The sequence below is a fragment of the Chryseobacterium oryzae genome (assembly GCF_022811665.1).
GTDB lineage: Bacteria > Bacteroidota > Bacteroidia > Flavobacteriales > Weeksellaceae > Chryseobacterium > Chryseobacterium oryzae.
Genome location: NZ_CP094529.1, coordinates 2,752,795 through 2,773,312 on the forward strand (window position 1 = coordinate 2,752,795; position 20,518 = coordinate 2,773,312).

17 protein-coding genes are annotated in these 20,518 nt (G+C 33.5%); 4 read left to right on the plus strand and 13 right to left on the minus strand.

Features of this window, described 5'->3' with window-relative positions:
- Positions 1-2: 2 nt before the first annotated feature.
- The 7 genes from MTP08_RS12510 to MTP08_RS12540 all read right to left on the minus strand — a co-directional run bounded on the left by MTP08_RS12510 (position 3) and on the right by MTP08_RS12540 (position 7,801).
- Positions 3-869, minus strand: coding sequence for a PstS family phosphate ABC transporter substrate-binding protein (locus MTP08_RS12510; protein WP_243577758.1), 867 nt, complete (start codon positions 867-869; stop codon positions 3-5).
- Positions 870-1,129: 260 nt separating this feature from the next.
- Positions 1,130-1,972: an energy transducer TonB gene (locus MTP08_RS12515; RefSeq protein ID WP_243576225.1), complete on the minus strand. Its 843-nt coding sequence runs from the start codon at positions 1,970-1,972 to the stop codon at positions 1,130-1,132.
- Between the two features lie 24 nt (positions 1,973-1,996).
- Positions 1,997-2,566, minus strand: a complete 570-nt coding sequence (locus MTP08_RS12520; protein WP_209388790.1) for an ExbD/TolR family protein — start codon at positions 2,564-2,566, stop codon at positions 1,997-1,999.
- A gap of 10 nt (positions 2,567-2,576) precedes the next feature.
- Positions 2,577-3,182: an ExbD/TolR family protein gene (locus tag MTP08_RS12525; protein WP_243576226.1), complete on the minus strand. Its 606-nt coding sequence runs from the start codon at positions 3,180-3,182 to the stop codon at positions 2,577-2,579.
- 59 nt (positions 3,183-3,241) lie between these two features.
- Positions 3,242-4,105 (minus strand): MotA/TolQ/ExbB proton channel family protein, encoded by an 864-nt coding sequence (locus tag MTP08_RS12530; protein WP_209388788.1) that lies wholly within the window; start codon positions 4,103-4,105, stop codon positions 3,242-3,244.
- 238 nt (positions 4,106-4,343) lie between these two features.
- The gene (gene leuS, locus MTP08_RS12535) at positions 4,344-7,157 is read right to left on the minus strand and encodes a leucine--tRNA ligase (RefSeq protein ID WP_243576227.1); all 2,814 of its coding nucleotides are present in this window, start codon (positions 7,155-7,157) and stop codon (positions 4,344-4,346) included.
- A 173-nt stretch (positions 7,158-7,330) separates the two neighbouring features.
- Entirely contained in the window at positions 7,331-7,801 is a 471-nt protein-coding gene (locus tag MTP08_RS12540; RefSeq protein WP_243576228.1) for a lipocalin-like domain-containing protein, read from the minus strand.
- A gap of 145 nt (positions 7,802-7,946) precedes the next feature.
- Between MTP08_RS12540 and MTP08_RS12545 the strand changes: the two genes are divergently transcribed.
- The gene (locus MTP08_RS12545; protein ID WP_243576229.1) at positions 7,947-8,699 is read left to right on the plus strand and encodes a glycosyltransferase family 2 protein; all 753 of its coding nucleotides are present in this window, start codon (positions 7,947-7,949) and stop codon (positions 8,697-8,699) included.
- On the plus strand, positions 8,699-9,325 hold the full coding sequence (locus MTP08_RS12550) for a deoxyuridine 5'-triphosphate nucleotidohydrolase (RefSeq protein WP_243576230.1): 627 nt from the start codon (positions 8,699-8,701) through the stop codon (positions 9,323-9,325). Before MTP08_RS12545 ends, MTP08_RS12550 begins: the two co-directional genes overlap by 1 nt.
- Here MTP08_RS12550 and MTP08_RS12555 read toward each other — a convergent pair.
- From MTP08_RS12555 to MTP08_RS12575, 5 genes are all read right to left on the minus strand, one after another.
- Complete coding sequence (locus MTP08_RS12555) at positions 9,317-10,555, minus strand: 3-deoxy-D-manno-octulosonic acid transferase (protein ID WP_243576231.1); 1,239 nt, start codon at positions 10,553-10,555, stop codon at positions 9,317-9,319. The two genes, MTP08_RS12550 and MTP08_RS12555, sit on opposite strands and share 9 nt — an antisense overlap.
- Before the next feature lie 104 nt (positions 10,556-10,659).
- Positions 10,660-11,127: a DUF1648 domain-containing protein gene (locus tag MTP08_RS12560; RefSeq protein WP_243576232.1), complete on the minus strand. Its 468-nt coding sequence runs from the start codon at positions 11,125-11,127 to the stop codon at positions 10,660-10,662.
- Positions 11,128-11,134: 7 nt separating this feature from the next.
- Entirely contained in the window at positions 11,135-11,851 is a 717-nt protein-coding gene (locus MTP08_RS12565) for a C40 family peptidase (RefSeq protein ID WP_209388781.1), read from the minus strand.
- 72 nt (positions 11,852-11,923) lie between these two features.
- Positions 11,924-12,571, minus strand: coding sequence for an O-methyltransferase (locus MTP08_RS12570; RefSeq protein ID WP_243576233.1), 648 nt, complete (start codon positions 12,569-12,571; stop codon positions 11,924-11,926).
- A 306-nt stretch (positions 12,572-12,877) separates the two neighbouring features.
- A complete protein-coding gene (locus MTP08_RS12575; protein ID WP_209388779.1) occupies positions 12,878-13,711 on the minus strand; it encodes an OmpA family protein in 834 nt (277 codons plus the stop codon).
- A gap of 86 nt (positions 13,712-13,797) precedes the next feature.
- On the opposite strand from MTP08_RS12575, the gene tilS reads away from it, so the two are divergent.
- Together tilS and MTP08_RS12585 are read left to right on the plus strand one after the other, a co-directional pair.
- Positions 13,798-15,123 carry a tRNA lysidine(34) synthetase TilS gene (tilS, locus tag MTP08_RS12580; protein ID WP_243576234.1) on the plus strand — a complete coding sequence of 442 codons (1,326 nt, stop codon included), beginning with the start codon at positions 13,798-13,800 and terminating at the stop codon, positions 15,121-15,123.
- A gap of 1 nt (position 15,124) precedes the next feature.
- Positions 15,125-17,188, plus strand: a complete 2,064-nt coding sequence (locus MTP08_RS12585; protein WP_243576235.1) for a protein-disulfide reductase DsbD family protein — start codon at positions 15,125-15,127, stop codon at positions 17,186-17,188.
- A gap of 294 nt (positions 17,189-17,482) precedes the next feature.
- On the opposite strand, the gene MTP08_RS12590 is transcribed toward MTP08_RS12585, so the two are convergent.
- The gene (locus tag MTP08_RS12590; RefSeq protein WP_243576236.1) at positions 17,483-20,395 is read right to left on the minus strand and encodes a M16 family metallopeptidase; all 2,913 of its coding nucleotides are present in this window, start codon (positions 20,393-20,395) and stop codon (positions 17,483-17,485) included.
- Positions 20,396-20,518: the final 123 nt, after the last annotated feature.

The window sequence follows — 20,518 nt, forward strand, 5'->3', positions numbered from 1 at the left end:
TTTTAACGCATCTGCACTTCACGTCTGTAAATATTATACGGCTGAAGCCCTTCTTTTTCCACTACCATTTGCCCAAGTTGTGTGCAGGAATATCTTATAAATCCGTTAGCAATATTAAAATTACCTTCATTTGTTAAGAAATATAGAACTCGGGTAAAAGGATATCTCATCTGTCTTAAGCCATCAACATCTGGCAAAAATGATTTATTATCTTTAACAATAGGCAGAATTTTCATCATTCCTCTTAGCTTCTCAGCTTCTTTATCATAAGGTCTACTTATGGTATTGAGACCGACAACACCAATTTTATCTGGGTATTTATTAAGTTCTTCAATTAAATTCACATTTCCGGAAATAATAGAAAATTTAAGGTCTCTAGGTTTTTTACCCACTTTTTGAGCCACAAAATTCAAATTACTAGAATTGGTTCCGTCAAAAATAAAATTTTTATCATCAGATTGAAGTCCTTTTTCAATTTCCTCAAATGTCAGACTATTTCTTTTTGAATTTTTAGGAACAAAGAAAACAACTGCATCTGCGGCAAACCTCGCAGGTGTAAATTTTAAATCTACTTGATTTTCATAAAGTTTAATTTCCTTTGGCGTTAAATCTCTAGACATTACCGCTATTCTAGCTTTATCATTGAGCATATCAACAAACCCTAAATCTTCTTTTTTTGCAATAACCTTAATTTTTGTATCTGGATAACTAATCATGTATCCTTCTGCCAATGCTTCTACAACACTTTTAAAAGATTCGTCTGTAAGAATGGTCATATCTCCTTTATGATAAGAAGGTGATGATTTTTCTTTTTTTGAGCAATTTAGAAAAGAAATACATATTAAAATATATATAAAAAATTTATTCATCATTTTTATTTTTTAATCTCATCACTGCTCTGGCGATTCTAAAAATACCGTAAATAATTAATACCGCTCCAAGTGGATAAGCCACTGTAGGTTCTAATGTAACCAAAAAAAATTTGAAAATTATAACTACAATTCCCAAAATTATATAGAAAAATCCCGTAACTAGAGACAACCAATTGAACATCATATAACAAAAATACAAAAAAAATAAAAAGAGAAGCATTTGCCTCTCTTTTTATTATAATTATTAAAAATTAATATTATTCGAAATTCATAGAAACAGGGAATCTGAATCTTGAACGTACTGGTTCACCATTTACTTTCCCTGGAGACCATTTAATTTTAATACTTTTTACTGCTCTTTCAGCTTCTCTGTTAAAATCAGCGTTAGAACCAGTAGCTTTTACCTGCGATAAAGTTCCGTCTCTCTCTACAACAAATGTAATCTGAGTTTTAAGAGAACCTTCACCTTCTACAGAAGTAGGATCGAAACTATTTTCAAATTTCTTTCTGAATCCTGCTAGACCTCCTCCTGTAAAGTCTGCAGACTGGTCTACAGATTCGTAAACATCATTAGTAACCTGTGGCTTCACTTCAGCAGTAGAAGCTTTTGTGCCTGTTGATGGAGGCGTTGGTGGTGGAGCATAAGCTGTCGGAACTTTTACACCTGCTTGATTCTCCAAGCCTGTTGTTGTTTCTAACTGTTTAGAAATTGGTGGCGGTGGTGTTTCAATTTTTGGTGCTTTTACCGGTTCAGGAACAACATTCTGAATAATCTCGATTTTCTCTTCCTCTTTAGGAGGTGGAGGTGGTGGAGGTGGTTCTTCTTCTTTAGGTTGTTCAATAATAGGATCGTCTTGCAATACATCTTTCAAATCTAGCTGAACCTCCTGCTTTTCTTCAGCATTCATTTTCTTAATAGTTAGATATATGAAAGGTGTAAGAGCTGCAATTAAGAATAAAGATGTTCCGATGATAAAAGATTTTGTCAATAATCTAGGATATTGATGTCTTATATCATATGCTCCGTATTCTTTATTTCTATTTTCAAATACAATCTCATCTAAAGTAGCATTTTGACTGTAAATATTTTCATCTGCCATTTTCTTTCGAATTTAATGGTTAAACTACTTTGTTGCAGAAGCGGCTCCTGCCGGATTTCCTACTCTCTTGTCGTAAATAGCTTTTTCCCAAGGCTTAAGGTCTGTAACCCCATATTGCTCACTTTTGGTAATAGCCATTTCATCAAGAATATCTACAAAGTTTTTATATACTGCATCGTCTGTCGGTTTGATAATTACTGTAAATTTAGTTTTATCTGCCGCTCTTGCTTTTGCTTGCTCAATTACTTTTCTAATTCCCTCTCTATCGTAGTTGGTTTCGTTCAGGTTTTGGTCATTAAGCGAACCACTGTCTTGCTGATGCCAAAAAATACGATTGTCTTTTCCTAACAATAAAGATATAGAGTTTGAAAGTTTAATTTCTGTTGGAGGTGGTTTTTTTGTTTCATCTTTCGGTTTTGCCGGAAGACCCAAATCCATAACATTCGGTTTAGAGAATGTAGTCGTGAACATAAAGAAGGTAATCAATAGAAAACCCAAGTCCACCATTGGAGTCATATCGACTCTGGTATTCTGTTTCTTGGAACGTACTTTGCCGCCTTTGCCGCCTTTTTCCTGTACTTGTACTTCTGCCATTTCTAAATGATTAAGGTTTACCTTCTTGAGATGTTATCAACCAAAATTTAAGAAAATCTATATCTCTTAAACCCTCAAATAAACTTTTAACTTTAGGATACTGCGTTGTAACATCACCCTTAATTGCTAATTTGTAATTAGGATTAACACTTAAGCTCTGTTCTACCCAATCTACCAATTGTTTATTTGTACTATCCATAGGAATTCCTGTTGGACTCTTATAATTCTTCTGCTCATCTTCAGGTAAGTCTAAATAACTCTTCAGCTGTGTCATTGGGACACCAATCGCCTGCACTCTTTGGAATGAAGCAATCTCTTTTGTTGAGAAATCTGGAAGATTATATTTCTTACCCATTTTTTTAAGAAGTTCTACTCTTTCTGAAGCATTATCTACAGGCTGGAAATAAAATTTTCCGTCTGCTGTAGCATTAATGGTCATTAAACTTGCATCAGGGAGTAATGTTTCTGATATTGAAGATGGCGGTTTAATCTGCTCCACATCAGGTTTCTTAAACTGAGTGGTCAAGATAAAGAACGTAAGTAATAGGAACGCAACGTCGCACATTGCCGTCATGTCCGTAATTACTCCGTGTCTTTTTGGTTTGACTCTCGCCATTATTATTGTATTTTATTAATTAAACTTCTCTCTAAATTATGCAAATATTTTGCTAATTCTTAGTTGAATTCTGCAAAAGACTGCTGGATGCTCATTGCGATTTCATCAATCTTATAAGTTAACCCATCAATTTTAGATGTAAAGAAGTTATAAAGGATAATTGCAATTGCAGATGTACCAATACCTAAAGCTGTATTAATTAGTGCTTCAGAAATACCTGTAGAAAGTGCAGCAGCATCTGGAGTACCACCACCAGAACCTAGTGCGAAGAATGCTTTAATCATCCCGATTACTGTTCCTAATAATGCAATTAAAGTTGCAACTGTTCCCAAAGTAGATAAAATCATCATGTTTTTCTCTAACATTGGCATTTCTAAAGTTGTAGCCTCTTCAATCGCTTTGTTTAGAGCAACCATTTTTTGTTCTTTGTTCAAAGTTGTATCATGAGATAAAGCTTTGTAAGTCGTAAGACCTTCTTTAACAACGTTACCTACAGAACCTTCTTGTCTGTCACACTCTTCTAATGCTTCGTCGATTTTGTTTTGGTTAAGTAAACCTCTTACTTTTACCACGAAGTTATCTAAGTTACCTTTACCTGCTGCTTTGCTCAAGATAAAATATCTTTCAAAAGAGAAAACGATAACAGTAATCATAAAAGTAATTAGAATAGGTACAATAACACCTCCTTTGTAGATAATTCCTAAAAACGATTCTGGATGAATGTCTTTACCTTCCACACTAGAAAAAGCTACCGAACCAGAACCCAATTTTTCAGCATCTTTAAAGTTACCTGGGTTACCTAATACGAATAAATAAATACAAATCCCTATAACTAATAGAATAGGAATAATTACAGCTGGATTAAGACCTCCTGCTTTTTTAGCAACTACTTGCTCATCATTTTTTGAAACATTCATTTCCATATTTAACTAAATTATATTGTTTTAAATTTTTAAGGTTGTAAAATAAAGGCAAAATTAATTAAAATCCAATACCATGGAATAAGATTTTCCCATTTTTCAATAAGAATAATTTACTCCGATTTCGATATTGTAATTATATTTAAAAATATTATTAATAATTTTCATTTTCAAAAATTACATTAGAAACTCAAAAAAAAATAGTATCTATTTTTTTCAAATTTGCAATGTTAATTTTTTTTTAAATTACGATATTAACAATTTTTTTAGGGACAATAATGACTTTCTTAGGTAAATTTCCTGCTAAAACTTCTATTGTTTTCTCATTAACCATCACCAAATCTTCAATTTCTTGAGCCGACAATGTTGCAGGAAGTGCTAATTTGAACTTCATTTTACCATTAAAACTTACCGGATATTCAATCTCATCTTCTACCAAGTATTCCTCGTTCAAGACAGGGAACTTTTCAAACTCGATGGAAGACTGATATCCCAACAAATTCCATACCTCTTCACATATATGCGGAGCATACGGAGAAATTACAACGGCTAAAGGCTCTAAAATATTACGTTTATTACATTTAATTTTTTGCAATTCGTTTACGGCTATCATAAAAGAAGAAACCGATGTATTGAAAGAGAAGTTTTCGATATCGTAAACTACTTTCTTTATTAAAGTATGCAAAACTTTATATTCAGCTTTTGTAGGTTCTTCATCGGAAACAGAGAATGTATCGCCATCGAAATAAAGATTCCAAAACTTTTTAAGGAAACCATAAACTCCGCTTAGACCTTGCGTGTTCCAAGGTTTGGATTGTTCTAACGGCCCAAGGAACATTTCATATAATCTCAAACCATCTGCTCCATATTCTTCACAAATATCATCCGGGTTTACCACATTGTATTTGGATTTGGACATTTTTTCTACTTCACGACCTGTGATGTATTTTTCGTCTTCCAAAATAAATTCAGCATCGGCATAGTCTGGTCTCCATTTTTTGAAAGCTTCGGTATCTAATTCGTCCGATGCACCTTTTAATAAAGATACATCAACATGTATTGCTTGAGTATTATAATCTTTAGCTAAATTTTTAGATACATACTGGTTCGTTCCATCTATTCTATAAACAAACGCACTCATCCCCAAAATCATCCCTTGGTTAATCAACTTTTGAAAAGGTTCATTTTGTTCAATATAACCTCTGTCTTTCAGGAACATATTCCAAAAACGGGAATATAATAAGTGGCCTGTCGCGTGCTCGCTTCCACCGATATACAAATCTACTTGTCCCCAATAATCTGAAAGGTTCTTTTTACAGAAAACCTCATCATCATGCGGATCCATATATCTTAAGAAATACCACGAACTTCCTGCCCAACCTGGCATTGTAGATAATTCTAACGGGAAAACAGTTTTGTCATCAATTAAATCTGTATCAACCACTTTTTGATTTGCTTCATCCCAAGCGAATGTTTTTGCATTCCCAAGTGGCGGATCTCCGTCTTCGGTTGGCAAATACTTTTCAACTTCGGGAAGCTCCAAAGGCAATGCAGAAACTGGCAAAGTATATGGCATTCCATCCTTATAGTATACGGGAACCGGTTCTCCCCAATACCTCTGTCTTGAGAAAATTGCATCGCGCTGTCTGTAATTGGTAGTTCCGTGACCGATTCCTTTATTTTCTATTTCGTAAATAATTTTGATTTTGGCTTCGTTATAATTCAAACCATTTAAAAAATCAGAATTTACACAAACAGAATCTTTAGAATCATAAGATGCTTCCTGAATATCTTCGTCCGTTTCTACAACTTTTTTAATTTCAAGATTAAATTTCTTTGCAAACCTATGGTCTCGTTCATCATGTGCAGGAACTGCCATTACCGCTCCCGTTCCGTATCCCATCAAAACATAATCTGAAATATAGATAGGCATTTTTTCTCCGCTAAAAGGATTTACAGCATAACTACCCGTAAAAGCCCCGGAAACATTTTTCACGTCTGCCATTCTGTCCCTTTCGGTCTTCTTCGAAGTTTCTTCAATATAAGAATCTACTTCAGATTTCTGTTCGGGCGTTGTAATATTTTCCACCAAAGGATTCTCTGGTGCTAAAACCATAAAAGTTGCCCCAAAAATGGTATCTGGTCTGGTAGTAAATACGGTAACCGCTTCATCATAACCTTCAACAGCAAATTCTACCTGTGCACCCTGAGATTTTCCGATCCAGTATTCCTGAGAATCTTTCAGCGGCTGTGGCCAGTCTAAAGTTTTCAAACCCTGCAATAATCTTTCAGAGTATGCAGAAATTCTCATGCTCCACTGCATCATTTTCTTTTGATAAACCGGAAAACCACCTCTTTCGGATTTCCCGTCTTTTACCTCATCATTGGCTAAAACGGTTCCTAAAGCCGGACACCAGTTTACAGTTGTTTCTGCTCTGAAAGCAAGTCGGTAATTAAGCAAAATATCTTCTTTATCTATCTCAGAAGCTTCTTTCCATTCTTCCGCAGTAAAATTTAGCTCATCATTTTGATTGGCATGAAGTCCTTCTGTACCTTTTTCTTCAAAATGCTGAATTAAAGTTTTAATGGATTCTGCTTTATCTGAGTCTTTATTATACCATGAATGAAATAACTCAATAAATATCCATTGCGTCCACTTATAATAAGAAGGATCGGAAGTTCTTACTTCTCTGCTCCAGTCGAAAGAAAAACCAATTTTCCGTAATTGCTCTTCATATCTTGTGATATTCTGTTCTGTAGTAATTGCAGGGTGAGTTCCTGTCTGAATTGCGTATTGTTCCGCAGGAAGACCAAAACTATCGTAGCCCACCGGGTGAAGAACATTAAATCCTTGATGCCTTTTGTATCTTGCATAAATATCCGAAGCAATATATCCTAGCGGATGTCCCACATGCAACCCCGCTCCAGACGGGTACGGAAACATATCGAGAACATAAAATTTAGGTTTATCTGTATTATCGGAAGTTTTATAGGTTTGATTGTCTTCCCAGTACTTCTGCCACTTTTTTTCTATCTGCTGATGATCGTAAAACACGCTTCGTAATTATTTTAAGTTAAATGATGGACGCAAAACAGATCTTTTTTACATCCTGAAACACAAAAATAATGAATTTAAAAGAAATTGATATGAATTTCAAATGAAATTAGCACAAAAAAATCCCGCCACACAAATGACAGGATTATTATAAAGGTAATTCAATACAGTACTTATTGAGTAACTCTTTTGAATGTATATGTTGTAGATTTATATACTGTTGGATCTGTTGTATCTTCAAATTTAAGATTCATCGTTTTATCATCCAGCAAAATGACTTTGCCTTTTTCTACCACTACTGTTCCCTGATATTTTATTTCTAAATTTTTCTCAGACGGGTTATAAACATAAGAAAAATTACGTTGAGAAATTGTGCTGCATGTAGGAGTAGAACCTGCTAAATCTCGGTTGGTTCTTTGCCCTGTAGAGTTTTCATTAAAAACCCATCTGGATTCTTTCTGGCAATCTGTGTATACTATTTCATCCGAAAACCCTGCACCGGTAGCAGAAACCTGAGTTTTCACTTCTTTAGTAGGGGACCATTTTCCTACGAGGGGAAATACCTGCTCCGGAGTTTCGTCATCTTTACAACCTGTAAACGCTAATAATGATAATCCTGCAAATATTAAGGCTAATTTCTTCATAGATCTAATTTTTCAAGGCTTAAAATTATGACTTTTTTTAAAAATCACACTATTTTTTTTAAATTTTGGAAGTATAATTTGCAATATCTGCAAATTTGTTATCTGAGAGTGCCGTTTCAAAGCCTTATATTTGTAAAAAAAACACATGCCGGAAGTTTCTATTATTACCCCGTGCTACAATTCGTCACCTTTTTTGGAAGAAACCATACAGTCTGTTATGAACCAAACATTCACCGATTGGGAATGGCTCATTACCGACGATCAGTCTACTGACAATTCTGTAAAAATCATCCAAAAAGTATCTGATGCGAGAATTGTTCTCACTATTTCTAAAAAAAACGGAGGCGCCGGACATGCAAGAAACATTTCACTGCAGAAAGCGAAAGGAAGATACATCACATTTTTAGATGCAGATGATTTTTGGGAACCTCGTTTTCTTGAAGAAATGGTATCTTTTATGAAAAAAGAAAAAGCAGAAATCGCTTATTCTAATTATGCAAGATGCGATGAAAATTTAGTTCCTAAAATTGAAGATTTTAAGGCCGATACAGAAGTTACTTTTAATAATTTACTGAAAACCTGCCGACTTTCTCTTTTATCTTCTATGTACGATTCTAAAAGGGTAGGAAAAGAATTTTTTCCTGAAGGCAGCAAACGCGAAGATCATGTTATGTGGCTGAATCTTCTCAAAAAAATCCCAAAAGGAAAACCATTGCCTAAAACCATGGCAAAATACAGAATGCACCCTACAAGTATATCGAGAAAAAAACAGAACATTGTAAAAGACCAATATTTGGTGTATAAAGATTTTATGAAATTTTCCACTTTAAAATCCCTGTACTACACAGCGAATTGGGCAATGAACGGTTTTCTGAAATATTCAAAAATATTTAACTGATGGAATATTCTAAAGAATTTAAAAACGCATTAAGCGAGCTTTCTTCTATAGAAAAAGACAGGCTCATTTTCAGATTGCTTAAAAAGGATAAAATTTTATCTAAAAAACTTTATTTCGAACTGATTGAGGAAGAAACCACAGACCAGAAACGAAATGAAATAGAAGAAATTATCCGTAAAAAAGTAGATGATGCAGCAAAATACATCAGTAACCAAAAATATTTTGTTGTGCTGATAAGAAGCATCAGCGCGGAAATTACAGAGCATGTAAAGGTTACATCGGATAAATTCGGAGAGGTATCTCTCAATCTTATTTTAGTTACCCAAATCTTAGAATATAATGATAAATTGAGTCGGTTAAGATTTAATGATGTTTACAAACTCTATCTTTACCTCATCAATAAAGTCGTGAAAGCCTTAATCTCGACTAAAAAACTAGACGAAGATTATTGGTTTGAAATTAATGAATATTTGGATGAAGTTTACCAAAAAGTAACTTCAAACATTTATTTGGAAAAGCTTTTCATTAATAACGGAATAGAATTCGGATGGCTAAATGCGGAAAAAATACCGGATCATTTCGAACTCATTATAAAAGACATCAAAAACCAAGGGTTTTTAAAGTGAAAGAATTTTTTTGATAATTAATGCCGTAGAATTGGGTTGTTGTATTACAAAGTTCTCTGCATTCAAAGACATTTCAGCCAAAAGCTTTTCATCTTTTAACAGTTTTAAAACAAAATTTGCAGCAGATTTTTCTTCATCAAAAGATTTTGCCCCTTTTGCAGCAATTAAACCATCTGCTTCTGGATTTTTCTTATACTGATTTCCGAAAATTACAGGAACTCCGAATGTTGCCGCTTCTAAAATATTATGAAGTCCTGCATCATGAAAACCTCCGCCAACAACCGCAACATCAGCATAAGAATAAAGTTTTGAAAGAAGCCCAATGCAGTCGATGACAAGAATTTCAGCTTCATACAGATTGACATTCTCCGAGTTCTTTAATTCACTATACAATAGAGCTTCAGGAAAAATATTTTTAAGAAATTCGACTCTTTTTAAATCGTGTGGAGCAATAATTATTTTGGTTTTTGAATTATTTTCATGCACCATTTTAGCGATTTTCTCTTCCGCACTCCAAGAACTTCCAAAAACGACTGTTTTTTTGTCTCCAATAAATTCTTCAATATATTCTACATAATTATCTCTTTCTCTTAATTGTTTCACTCTATCGAAGCGAGTATCACCGCTCACCGAAGAATTTAGTAAACCGATGCTTTTCGCTAAAACATACGATGTATGGGTTTGATGAAAAAACCATGTAATATTTTTTTTCAACTGATTTACAAACCATTTGCCATACGTTTTAAAAAAAGCCTGATTTTCATAAAACAGTGCAGAAATCACAAAAACATTTACATTATTCGATCTAAGCTCAGCTAAAAGATGATACCAATAATCGTATTTTACAGTAAAAAAAATCTGACAGTTAAATTGGGAAGCAAACTCTTTTACTGTTTTTTTTCGATCGAATGGAAGATAACATATTGCATCTGCTGCATGTTTTTTCTTAATTACATTTTCGTATCCTGATGGAGAAAAAAAAGTAACCAAAACTTTATGTGACGGAAAATTTTCTTTTAATTTCTCTAAAACAGGAAGCCCCTGTTCGTATTCTCCCAAACTCGCTGCATGCATCCACAAAACTTTATCCGAAGGAGAAAATGCAGACTTTACAATATCTAAAGACTGTTTTCGCCCTTCAACTCCTTTTTTAGTTTTATCATGAAATAACGATAAAACCTTCATTCCGAAAGTGAGCAAATAGACAAATATGGTATATAAAAAAGACATTATAAATTCGTTAAAGCTTTAAAAAATGGATTGTATCTAGATTTTCAAACAAAATATTGCTGTTTTACTATTAGATTAATGCTCATTTCCAACAATTAAATAAATTATTTGTAAATATAAGAAAAGATGATTGCAGACATTATACTTACAAATATAAACGGTAAAAATAACAGAATATGAACTTTTGCTTTTGCTTGAGAATTTAAACTATATCTCAGCATATAATCCTGAATATTCAAAAACATCAATACAACCAAAAACAAAAGCCATTTCAACATAAGAATCATAATGAAAAACTGAATTTCATGATTCGCTTCCGTTAATTGAATCGGGAAATTACCATTCTCAGGATTTTGAGTAATGACAATAAAGGTAATGTAAAAAACTACTGATAAAACCGGCAAAAAGAACGCAAATCCTTTTTTACCAAAATGATCGGGCTTTCCTTCAAAATCGAAATGAGTAGGGATTTTCTCAGGAAGTTTTTTATACATTCTGATGGTGTAAACCCACAAAAGCAATACTATAAGCAGATTCAAAAAATCAAAAAGATAAAAAAAAATGACTCCCATAAAAGTTTTAAAGAACGTTTTTAATAACCCGAAGCTTGTGTGTATGTTTGTTCATTTCCTGATTAAAAATACCGCTGGAATCAAGCGTATCAATCCTTACTTTTCCGGATGCGTGAATAATTTTTTGATTTTCCAGCATAATTCCGACATGAATAATTTTCCCATCTGAATTTTCGAAAAATGCTAAATCTCCCGGCTGACTTTCTTCCACAAAACTCAACACCTCCCCTACTTCAGCCTGTTGATACGTATCTCTTGGCAATTTAATGTTATGAATTTTATACACCAACTGAACAAAACCAGAGCAGTCCACCGCAAAAAAACTTTTGCCTCCCCATAAATAAGGAATATTAAGAAATTCTTTGGCTGTTAAACTTATGCTTTGTCTCAAATCATGGCTTCTGCGAGAAGCTACGGCAGGATATTCTACTTCCGAACCCATGGAGAGAAGTGTTTTCCCGTCGTTCGTCATAATAGACGCAAAATCTTCTGTAATAATGGTAGTTTTTCTATTGATGAGATATTCATCAGAAACTGGTTTAATCTGTTTGGTATCCATCCAACCTTCATAACCGTCGTAATGCATTTTTATTTTAGTCCAGTTTTTATTCACTTCTAAAATATCTGCACTTTCACCATACAAAATTTCGGTAACAATTTCTGCTTTGTCCGAATTTTCTGCACGCACAGGTGCAACGGTAACAATACAAACTCCTTTATTCATTAGTATTTTATTAAAAGATTGAATGGTTTTGAAGATTAAAAAACTAGAAATACGTTAATTTTTTCATTGTTTTTACTTTCTTCTGAGGAAATTTACTCCATCTCGCAAAGGTAAAATAAGATTTTCAAAATCGTCGTCTTTTGCAATTAAATCATTAAGCTCTTTAATTACCTGAGTCGATTTTTGTTTAGGGTTTTCTTCCAGCACTTTTCCGTACCACAGAACATTATCAAAAAGTATGACTGAACCCGACTGCGTTTTAGGTTTTATCAATCTAAAATACTCTGCATAATTCTCTTTATCGGCGTCAATAAAAACAAGATCAAAAATCTCATCTGTATTTCTTAGAAATTCTTTCGCATCCTGAATTTTGAAATCTATCTGAGCAGAAAATTTACTTTCTCCGAAATATTTTCTTGGAAGATAGGCGAGATCTTCATTAACATCTAAAGTGGTAATTTTACCGTTATCCTTTAAACCTTCAGCAAGACACAGCGTTGCATATCCTGTAAAAGTGCCTATTTCCAACACATTTTTAGGATTCAGCATCTTAGAAATAATGGTTAATAGTCTTCCCTGTTGATACCCGGAAATCATGTGTGGCTGTGTAGTTTTCTGAAAAGTTTCTCTTCTCAGTTTTTTTAGAATTTCCGGTTCGGAAGAAGCGTGGTTCTCCAGATAGCGATCCATTTCTGGATTTTTTTCTTCAAAAAAGCTCATTATTTTATTTTCTTTTTCAAATTTACATTAATTATGAATATTTCTACTACGTAAAAATGCAATTAAATTCCGTAAAAATACGGATTGCCCCGATATATAAAAACCATCTACATTTGTTACGCTGCATTCATGGAAAATTGAAACACACCTGCGATGATGAAAAGAAATTTTTATCAAATCTAAAGCCCTCAATACATTCATACACAAATATCCAGAAAAGCAGTTACCTCTTTTTAATTTATTTTAATTGAGAAAAGAGAAAATCCCGGAAAAAATTCCGGGATTTTTATTGATATGTAAATGAAATTATTTCTTAGGAGTAATATCCATAAGTTTCATAAACTCATCTAATTTAGGCATGATAATAATTTCTGTTCTTCTGTTTTCCGCTCTTCCTGTAACGCTCATGTTCGTTGCTTTAGGATTGTATTCTGAACGACCACCAGCAGTAATTCTTGCCGGATCTACTCCAAACTGAGTCTGAAGCACTTTTGCAACAGCGGTACCTCTCAAAGCAGAAAGATCCCAATTATCTCTAGGAAGATTTGCAGAACTTAATGGCGAATTATCTGTATTTCCTTCAATTAATACCGAGTATTTATCGTAATCATTAATTACTTTTGCCACTTTACCCAAAACTTCCTGAGCTGCAGGCAAAACGTTGTAATCTCCTACTTTGTAAAGCATTTTGTCTGATAATGAAATCATCACCACTCCTTTAAGAACTTTTACCTGAACATCCTGATCTGTAACATTATCCAAAGATCTTTTCAGTTTGTTAGAAAGCGCCAGATTCAAGCTGTCATTCTTAGCATTTGCAGAGATAAGCTGCTTAATATATGAGTTTGAAGCATTAATTTCTCCAACCAACTTATCAATATTAGCCGAACTTTTCCCTGTATTAGAAAGACAAGCATCCAAAGATGATTTTAATGCATCATGCTGACTTTTCAATAGATTATTTTCACTTGCCAAAGCCGAATTCTGAGATTTCAAATCCTGAATTTCTCTTTGCCTTTCGCCGATATTTTCAATACACTGTTTGTAATTTCCGCTAAGTGCGTCATACTGTTTTTTACTTACACAAGATGTCATTCCCAACACCACTGCCGAAGCCGCTAAAATTTTAAAAATCTTCATAAATAAACTTTTTTAAACGATTCAAAGGTAACAAAATTCATTTTAATAATAAGGATTATCTTTGCTTAAAAGAAATCTTAAGCACTATGCTTACACAATTATCATTCCGAAATCATCTAAAAAATTCTTTAAAATCATCTGAAAAGAAAAAATATCTTTTGGCTGTAAGCGGAGGTGCAGATTCTATGGTTTTAGCATATCTTTTTGAGGGTATAAAAGATTTAGGATACCTCTTTCAGATTGCACATATTAATTATAAACTGAGAGGAGAAGATTCTGAGGCAGACCAAAAAGTAGTGGAAGATTTCTGTAAAATTCATAGTATTAAATTTCATTCATACAGTGTTTCCGAAAAAGATGAAAAACCGGAAGGTTCTATTCAACTTTGGGCGAGAATGCTTCGTTATCGCTTTTTTGATGAAATCTGCCAAAAAGAAAATTTAGATTATCTTGTTACAGCCCATCATCTCAACGATCAGTTGGAGACTTTCATCATTAATCTTTCCCGCGGTTCAGGAATTTCGGGATTAACAGGAATTCCTTCCAACGAAAACAATATTCTGAGACCGTTACTCAATTTTTCTAAAGAAGAAATTTATGAATTTGCCCGAGAAAACAGTATTGAATTTCGGGAAGATCTTTCCAACAAAAAAAATGATTACCTGAGAAATAAAATCCGCAACACTATTGTCCCCAATTTATGTACAATAGATGCCGATTTTCTCAATAGTTTTAAAAAATCGCTTACTTATCTTAACCAAACCAAAGAATTTGTACAGCAACAGATTAAAGAAATCGAAGAAAAGATAACCATTTCAGACAAGGAAAATATCATTTTAAATAAAGAAAAACTTAATCTTGAAAATGATTTTGTACAGTTTGAAATTTTAAAAAAATACGGTTTTACGAAAGTTGAAGAAATTAAAAAAATATTTACCGCCGAAACAGGAAGTACATTTTTCTCGAAAAACTATCAGCTCAACATTAACAGAAACGAAATTGTCCTGATTAAAATAGAAGAAAAGCAGAAAAACATCTCTGAAATCATTTTAACAATTCCCGAAAATGAAGATCAAAACAATCTAACAGTTAATATTTCAGATCAAATTTCTATTATTGACACATTCAATAAAGATTTTTATTGGGAGTTTAATGCCGATAAATTAACGTATCCGCTTAAACTGAGAAATAAAAAAGAGGGGGATTTTTTCTATCCTGTGCATTTTTCAGGGAAAAAGAAAGTTTCTAAGTTTTTTAAAGATGAAAAAATACCTAATTTAGCCAAGCAAAAAATTTGGCTTCTTACGGACGGAAATGATGAAATTCTTGGAGTAATACCGTTCAGACAAGATAGAAAATACGCAAAAGATGAGAAAACTAATACAATTCTCACCATTTTATATGAAAAGTAATATGAAATTCAAAAATTGGTTTTTATTAATCGTTCTGTTTTTTACAACAGCAATTAATGCCCAAATCAAGAACCCCGTAAAATTTAAATTTACCGTTAACGAACTTGGCAACAACGAGTACGAAGCTGTTCTGAATGCAACTTTAGAAAGTGGGTGGCATATTTATTCCAGAGATATTCCTGAAGATACAGGTATTCCTACAGAATATAAAGTATCCGGAAAAAACATCGAACTGATTGGCAAATTTCAAGAAGTAGGAAAAAAACACGAAGAATTTTCGGAAGCTTTCAATGGGAAAATCATTTATTATTCTAATTCGGCAGCTTTCAAGCAGAAATTCAAATTGAAAGATGTTTCAAAACCTGGAAATGTAGTTGCGGAAATTACATATCAAACCTGCGATGATCGAGTTTGTTTGGCACCGAATACTTTAGAATTCAACCAAAAAATTATTTCAAAAGAATCCAAAGAAGATGCTGCTCTACCCAATGAAGAAGCTAAAGATTCTGTAACCACTACTGAAACTGTTGCCGAGAACCCTTCGAAAGGTGAAATTACCGTTACCGAAACATCAAAACTAGACCCTAAACAGTTAAAAATAGCTTCTATAGATATTGCAAAGCCTTTAACGGATTGCGGAACCGGCTCATCCAAAATTACAGAAAATTACTGGACTTATCTCTTACTAGGTTTCATCGGTGGACTAATTGCACTGCTTACTCCATGCGTATTCCCAATGATTCCGCTTACGGTTTCTTTTTTTACGAAAGGAAATAAAAATCCGGCGAAAGGAAAAAGAGACGCTTTAATCTACGGGTTCTTTATTCTTTTAATTTTTGTTTTACTGAGTTTACCTTTCCATTTAATTGACGGAATTGCAGGAAATGTTTTCAATGAAATTTCTACCAATGTATGGCTGAATATTGCATTCTTCATCATCTTTATATTTTTTGCTGGAAGCTTTTTCGGATATTATGATATTACTCTTCCAAGTTCTATCGCCAACAAATCTTCTAAAGCTGAAGAAGCGGGCGGAATGATCGGGATTTTCTTCATGGCATTAACTTTAGTTATTGTATCCTTCTCTTGTACAGGACCAATCCTTGGAAGTTTATTAGGAAGTGCCATTACAGGTTCTGCAAATGTACCGATGCTGCTTACTTTTGCTTTGGCCGGTTTCGGACTGGCATGGGCAATTGTTTTCGGATTGTTGGCTTTATTTCCGCAAGCTTTGCAGAGTCTTCCAAAATCTGGAGGCTGGATGAATACTGTAAAAGTTGTTTTAGGTTTTGTTGAATTGGCTTTAGCTTTAAAATTCTTATCCAAAGCCGATCTTGTTTCTAAAACATTTCTCATTAAACGCGAACTGTTTATTGCAATCTGGATTATTGTTGCGATTGGTTTGGTTGTTTATCTTTTCGGACTTATCAGATTTCCTCACGATGATAAGAAGCCAAAAATATCTGTAACAAGAAAAATTATAGGGGTTTTAGGACTAGGCTTTATTGTTTATTTAGTTCAGGGACTTATCCCTTCCGAAAGACCTAAATTACAATTACTGAGCGGTATTTTACCTCCAATTAATGTTAGTTATTTTCATGATGAAAAAGACGGAATTCTTGGCATGAAACCTGAACATGATTTCTTTAATGCTATTGAACTGGCAAAAAAAGAAAACAAACCTGTTCTTATTGATTTCACAGGTTATGGTTGTGAAAACTGCCGTAAAATGGAAGAATTCGTATGGTCCGAACCTGACATCCTTCCCATTCTTCAAAACGATGTTGTTTTAGCTTCATTGTATGTGGATGACAAGGAAGAACTTCCGGAAGATCAGAAAACTAAAATTGATTTGGGTGATGGACAGGTAAAAAAAGTAAAAACAATTGGCGACCGATGGAGTTTGTTTCAAACGGCAAATTTCAATAATAATTCTCAGCCACACTACGTTCTGATTACTCCGGATGGAAAAGTAATTAATGATCCTGTTTCCGGTTATATGGAAAAGGAAAAATTTAAGAAATTTTTGGAATGTGGAGTTAATTACTTCAAGAAGAATAAATAGTTTCAGTATAAGAATATATTCTAATATTTTATTATTTTACAGAAGAAAGAATTTATATAAACGTATTTAAGTGATATGGCATGAAGCTTCTCAAAGCAATACAAAGTTTTGTATTGCTTTGAGAAGCTTCATGTTTTAGTTTATTTTAAATTAATTTATAAATCTTTTGTTTAGCTTTTTTAAATAAAATAGACTTATTTAACACAGTTTGTTACTTCATAGAATATGTAACTCACAACAATAAAAAAAGTGGGACATTACTGCCCCACTTCAAACAATTTATATCAATGAAAATTAATATCCGAAGATCTCTTCAAGAGTCACTTCTTTAAATTCTCCCATTTTATTAATTGATTCCATATTCAGGTTTTCTTTTTTCCCGATAATGGCTGTATTATATTTTAACGGTTTAATATCAGAATTGTAAAAATTAGTCAACTGAGGCAACGTTAAAGTTTGAATTTCCGCATAAACATCTTTTCGGATATCGTAATCTACACCCAGTTTTTTAAGTGCTAATTGATTGAAGAAAATATTGGTTCTGTTGATTCTGTTAGAAGCAATTTGCTTTAAGGCTGAGCCTTTAGAATTTTCGAACTGAGCAGGAATCTGTGGAAAATCTGCCATCAAATCATTCATCGCATTTACTGCTAAAGGTAATTTATTTGCCTGTGTTCCGATGTAATTGGTAACATAGTTGGGATGACCTTTTTCTGACGCATTTGCAAAAGAAACATACGCTGAATAAGCTAAAGATTTACTTTCTCTAATTTCCTGAAACACAATAGACGAAAGTCCTCTTCCAAAATACTCATTGAAAACATTTGCCTTACCAAAATCTGCAAGGTTAACATCTCCACCTCTAGCTACTTTAGACATTTCCATTTGTACCATATCGTAGTTGGTAAAATAAACTTTTCCTTGTGTTGCCGGCTCCGGATATACTTTGGCTACTGCAGGTTTTAATGATGCATTGCTGATAAAAGGCTTAACCGATTTTTCTAAATCTGACTGACTGTCTCCATATAAAAATACTTCATAAGGATAGTTATTCAGCGTTTTAATTTTAGACATTAAATCGTTTACATTAATGCTTTGTAAACGTTGTTTAGAAATAATATCTGTCATTCTAGACTCTTTTCCATATTTAGCATAATTGGAAAGAGCAGCCATAATTCTGTTTTTATCCTTTTTCGCAGCTTCTCTGGACTCCAGAATCGTTTTAACGGTTTGATCGTAGATGGCTTTATCTGCTTTCACATTCGTCATCCAATGATTTAAAAGCTGAACTCCTTTTTTCATATTGGCTTCAAGACCTGTTAAAGTAATAAAAGTTTGGTCATTTGAAGTTCTGAAACTATTTGAAATTCCAAGCTTGTAAAATTCTTCTTTCAATTGTTCCGGAGTATATTTATCTGTCCCAAGATACTGAAGAACACTTACGCCTAACGACAATTCTTTATCATTATCTGTTCCGAAAGGGAAAATATAAGTTACCTGAGCAACTTTATTATATTTATTTTTTACAAAACTTACTTTTTTATCTTTAATTTGACTTGTAGCGATAGCGGTTTTGTAATCTATAAACTGAGGCTTAATTTCTGCAGGTTTATTGGATAAAATATCTTTCAGGAAAGGCGACTGAGCATCTCTGTTAATTTTAATGGGTGTAATTCCAGGGTTTTCTACTCTAACCAATTTATCATTCACTCCTTTCTCCTTATAAACAACAACATAATTATCTTTAAAGAAATCGTTGGCAAACTTTACTATATCCGCTTTAGTAATTTTCTCGTATTGGTTAATTTCATCCAGTTCTTGTTCCCAGGTTCTTTCCCCAATGTAATTTCCGTACAGTTCTGTTGCTAATCCATCGGCAGTTTCCCAAGATTTCATACGCTGAACTTTCATATCATTTACAATCGCTTTCAAAATCCAGTCTGGGAATTCTCCTTTTTTCACAAGATTTATCTGTTCCAAAAGAAGTTTTTTAGCTTCATCAAAGCTTTGTCCGTCTTTAGGAGTTACCGATAAATTAATAGATCCATAGGTTTTCAGAGGATTTGCATACGCTCCTGCTCCAAGTGTTTTTTGTTTTTGGTTTACATTCAAATCAATTAAACCAGCATCTCCATTATTACTAAGAATTTCTGCAACCATATTGGCAAGTCTTGCCTGTTGAGTTCCGTAAGAATCTGTTCTCCACGCCATTGTCATTCTTGGTGTAGAAGGACTTTTTACTGTTCTCTCCACAACTTTAGTCATAGGTTCTTCAGAAACCATTTTCTTCATCGGCAATTCTTTGTACTTGAACGAGCCAAAATACTCATCCACCAGTTTTATGGTTTTGTCGAAGTCTAAATCTCCTACCAAAACTACCGCCATATTATTAGGCACATAATACGTATCAAAATACTTATGAATAGCCTTCATAGAAGGGCTTTTCAAATGTTCGGATGTTCCGATTGTTGTTTGCTGACCGTTGGGATGTTTTGGGAAAAGCGCATCCATCAAAGCATAATTAACCAATCTTCCGTCGTTATCCTGTGCTCTGTTATATTCTTCATAAACGGCTTCCAATTCTGTATGGAAAAGTCTTAGAACCAATTCAGAAAAACGTTCTTTTTCAACTTTAAGCCATTTTTCAAGCTCATTAGAAGGAATATTATTCTTGTAAACTGTTTCGTCTAACCAAGTATGAGCATTGGTTCCGGTTGCTCCCAAAGACGAAATAGCCTTATCGTATTCGTTGGCAATAGCATATTTTGAAGCTTCCTGAGATACTTCATCTATTTTTTTGTATAACGCTTTCTTTTTTTCAGGATCTTTTTCTGCCTTATGTTGCTCATAAAGATCTGAAATCTGTGCCAAAAGAGCATTTTCTTTTACCCAGTCTGAAGTACCAAGATGAGAAGTTCCCTTGAAAACCATGTGCTCCAAATAATGGGCAAGACCGGTATTATCACTCGGATCGTTATTAGAACCTGTTCTAACCGGAATATACGTCTGAATTCTTGGCGCATCGTCATTTTTTGCAAGATAGACTTTCAGACCGTTTTTCAAAGTGTAGATTCTTACTCCAGCCAAATCGTTTTTTACAGTTTCGTAAGAGTAGCCTTGTGCATCGGTCTGTTTTTGGGTTTCAAACTTTTGAGCCATTGCCATAATGGTGCAGAAAAGAGAAACGGATATAAAAAATTTCTTCATATAAAATAAGAATTAAAAAATATTGGTAGTAAAAATAAGCATAAAGTTACATTTAGAATAATTATTTCTCAAACCTATTTTTTTTGAAACATGCCTCTCCTCGTAATTAAATGATTATAAAAA

What these genes read in the sequence shown, in the direction of transcription:
- MTP08_RS12570 (WP_243576233.1), bottom strand. Translation starts at nt 12,571, where the DNA reads ATGAGCTTTTTTGAAGAAAAAAATCCAGAAATGGATCGCTATCTGGAG.
- MTP08_RS12550 (WP_243576230.1), top strand. Translation starts at nt 8,699, where the DNA reads ATGGAATATTCTAAAGAATTTAAAAACGCATTAAGCGAGCTTTCTTCT.
- tilS (WP_243576234.1), top strand. Translation starts at nt 13,798, where the DNA reads ATGCTTACACAATTATCATTCCGAAATCATCTAAAAAATTCTTTAAAA.
- MTP08_RS12565 (WP_209388781.1), bottom strand. Translation starts at nt 11,851, where the DNA reads ATGAATAAAGGAGTTTGTATTGTTACCGTTGCACCTGTGCGTGCAGAA.
- MTP08_RS12510 (WP_243577758.1), bottom strand. Translation starts at nt 869, where the DNA reads ATGAATAAATTTTTTATATATATTTTAATATGTATTTCTTTTCTAAAT.
- MTP08_RS12520 (WP_209388790.1), bottom strand. Translation starts at nt 2,566, where the DNA reads ATGGCAGAAGTACAAGTACAGGAAAAAGGCGGCAAAGGCGGCAAAGTA.
- MTP08_RS12555 (WP_243576231.1), bottom strand. Translation starts at nt 10,555, where the DNA reads ATGTCTTTTTTATATACCATATTTGTCTATTTGCTCACTTTCGGAATG.
- MTP08_RS12545 (WP_243576229.1), top strand. Translation starts at nt 7,947, where the DNA reads ATGCCGGAAGTTTCTATTATTACCCCGTGCTACAATTCGTCACCTTTT.
- MTP08_RS12560 (WP_243576232.1), bottom strand. Translation starts at nt 11,127, where the DNA reads ATGGGAGTCATTTTTTTTTATCTTTTTGATTTTTTGAATCTGCTTATA.
- MTP08_RS12575 (WP_209388779.1), bottom strand. Translation starts at nt 13,711, where the DNA reads ATGAAGATTTTTAAAATTTTAGCGGCTTCGGCAGTGGTGTTGGGAATG.
- MTP08_RS12530 (WP_209388788.1), bottom strand. Translation starts at nt 4,105, where the DNA reads ATGGAAATGAATGTTTCAAAAAATGATGAGCAAGTAGTTGCTAAAAAA.
- MTP08_RS12590 (WP_243576236.1), bottom strand. Translation starts at nt 20,395, where the DNA reads ATGAAGAAATTTTTTATATCCGTTTCTCTTTTCTGCACCATTATGGCA.
- MTP08_RS12525 (WP_243576226.1), bottom strand. Translation starts at nt 3,182, where the DNA reads ATGGCGAGAGTCAAACCAAAAAGACACGGAGTAATTACGGACATGACG.
- MTP08_RS12540 (WP_243576228.1), bottom strand. Translation starts at nt 7,801, where the DNA reads ATGAAGAAATTAGCCTTAATATTTGCAGGATTATCATTATTAGCGTTT.
- MTP08_RS12585 (WP_243576235.1), top strand. Translation starts at nt 15,125, where the DNA reads ATGAAATTCAAAAATTGGTTTTTATTAATCGTTCTGTTTTTTACAACA.
- MTP08_RS12515 (WP_243576225.1), bottom strand. Translation starts at nt 1,972, where the DNA reads ATGGCAGATGAAAATATTTACAGTCAAAATGCTACTTTAGATGAGATT.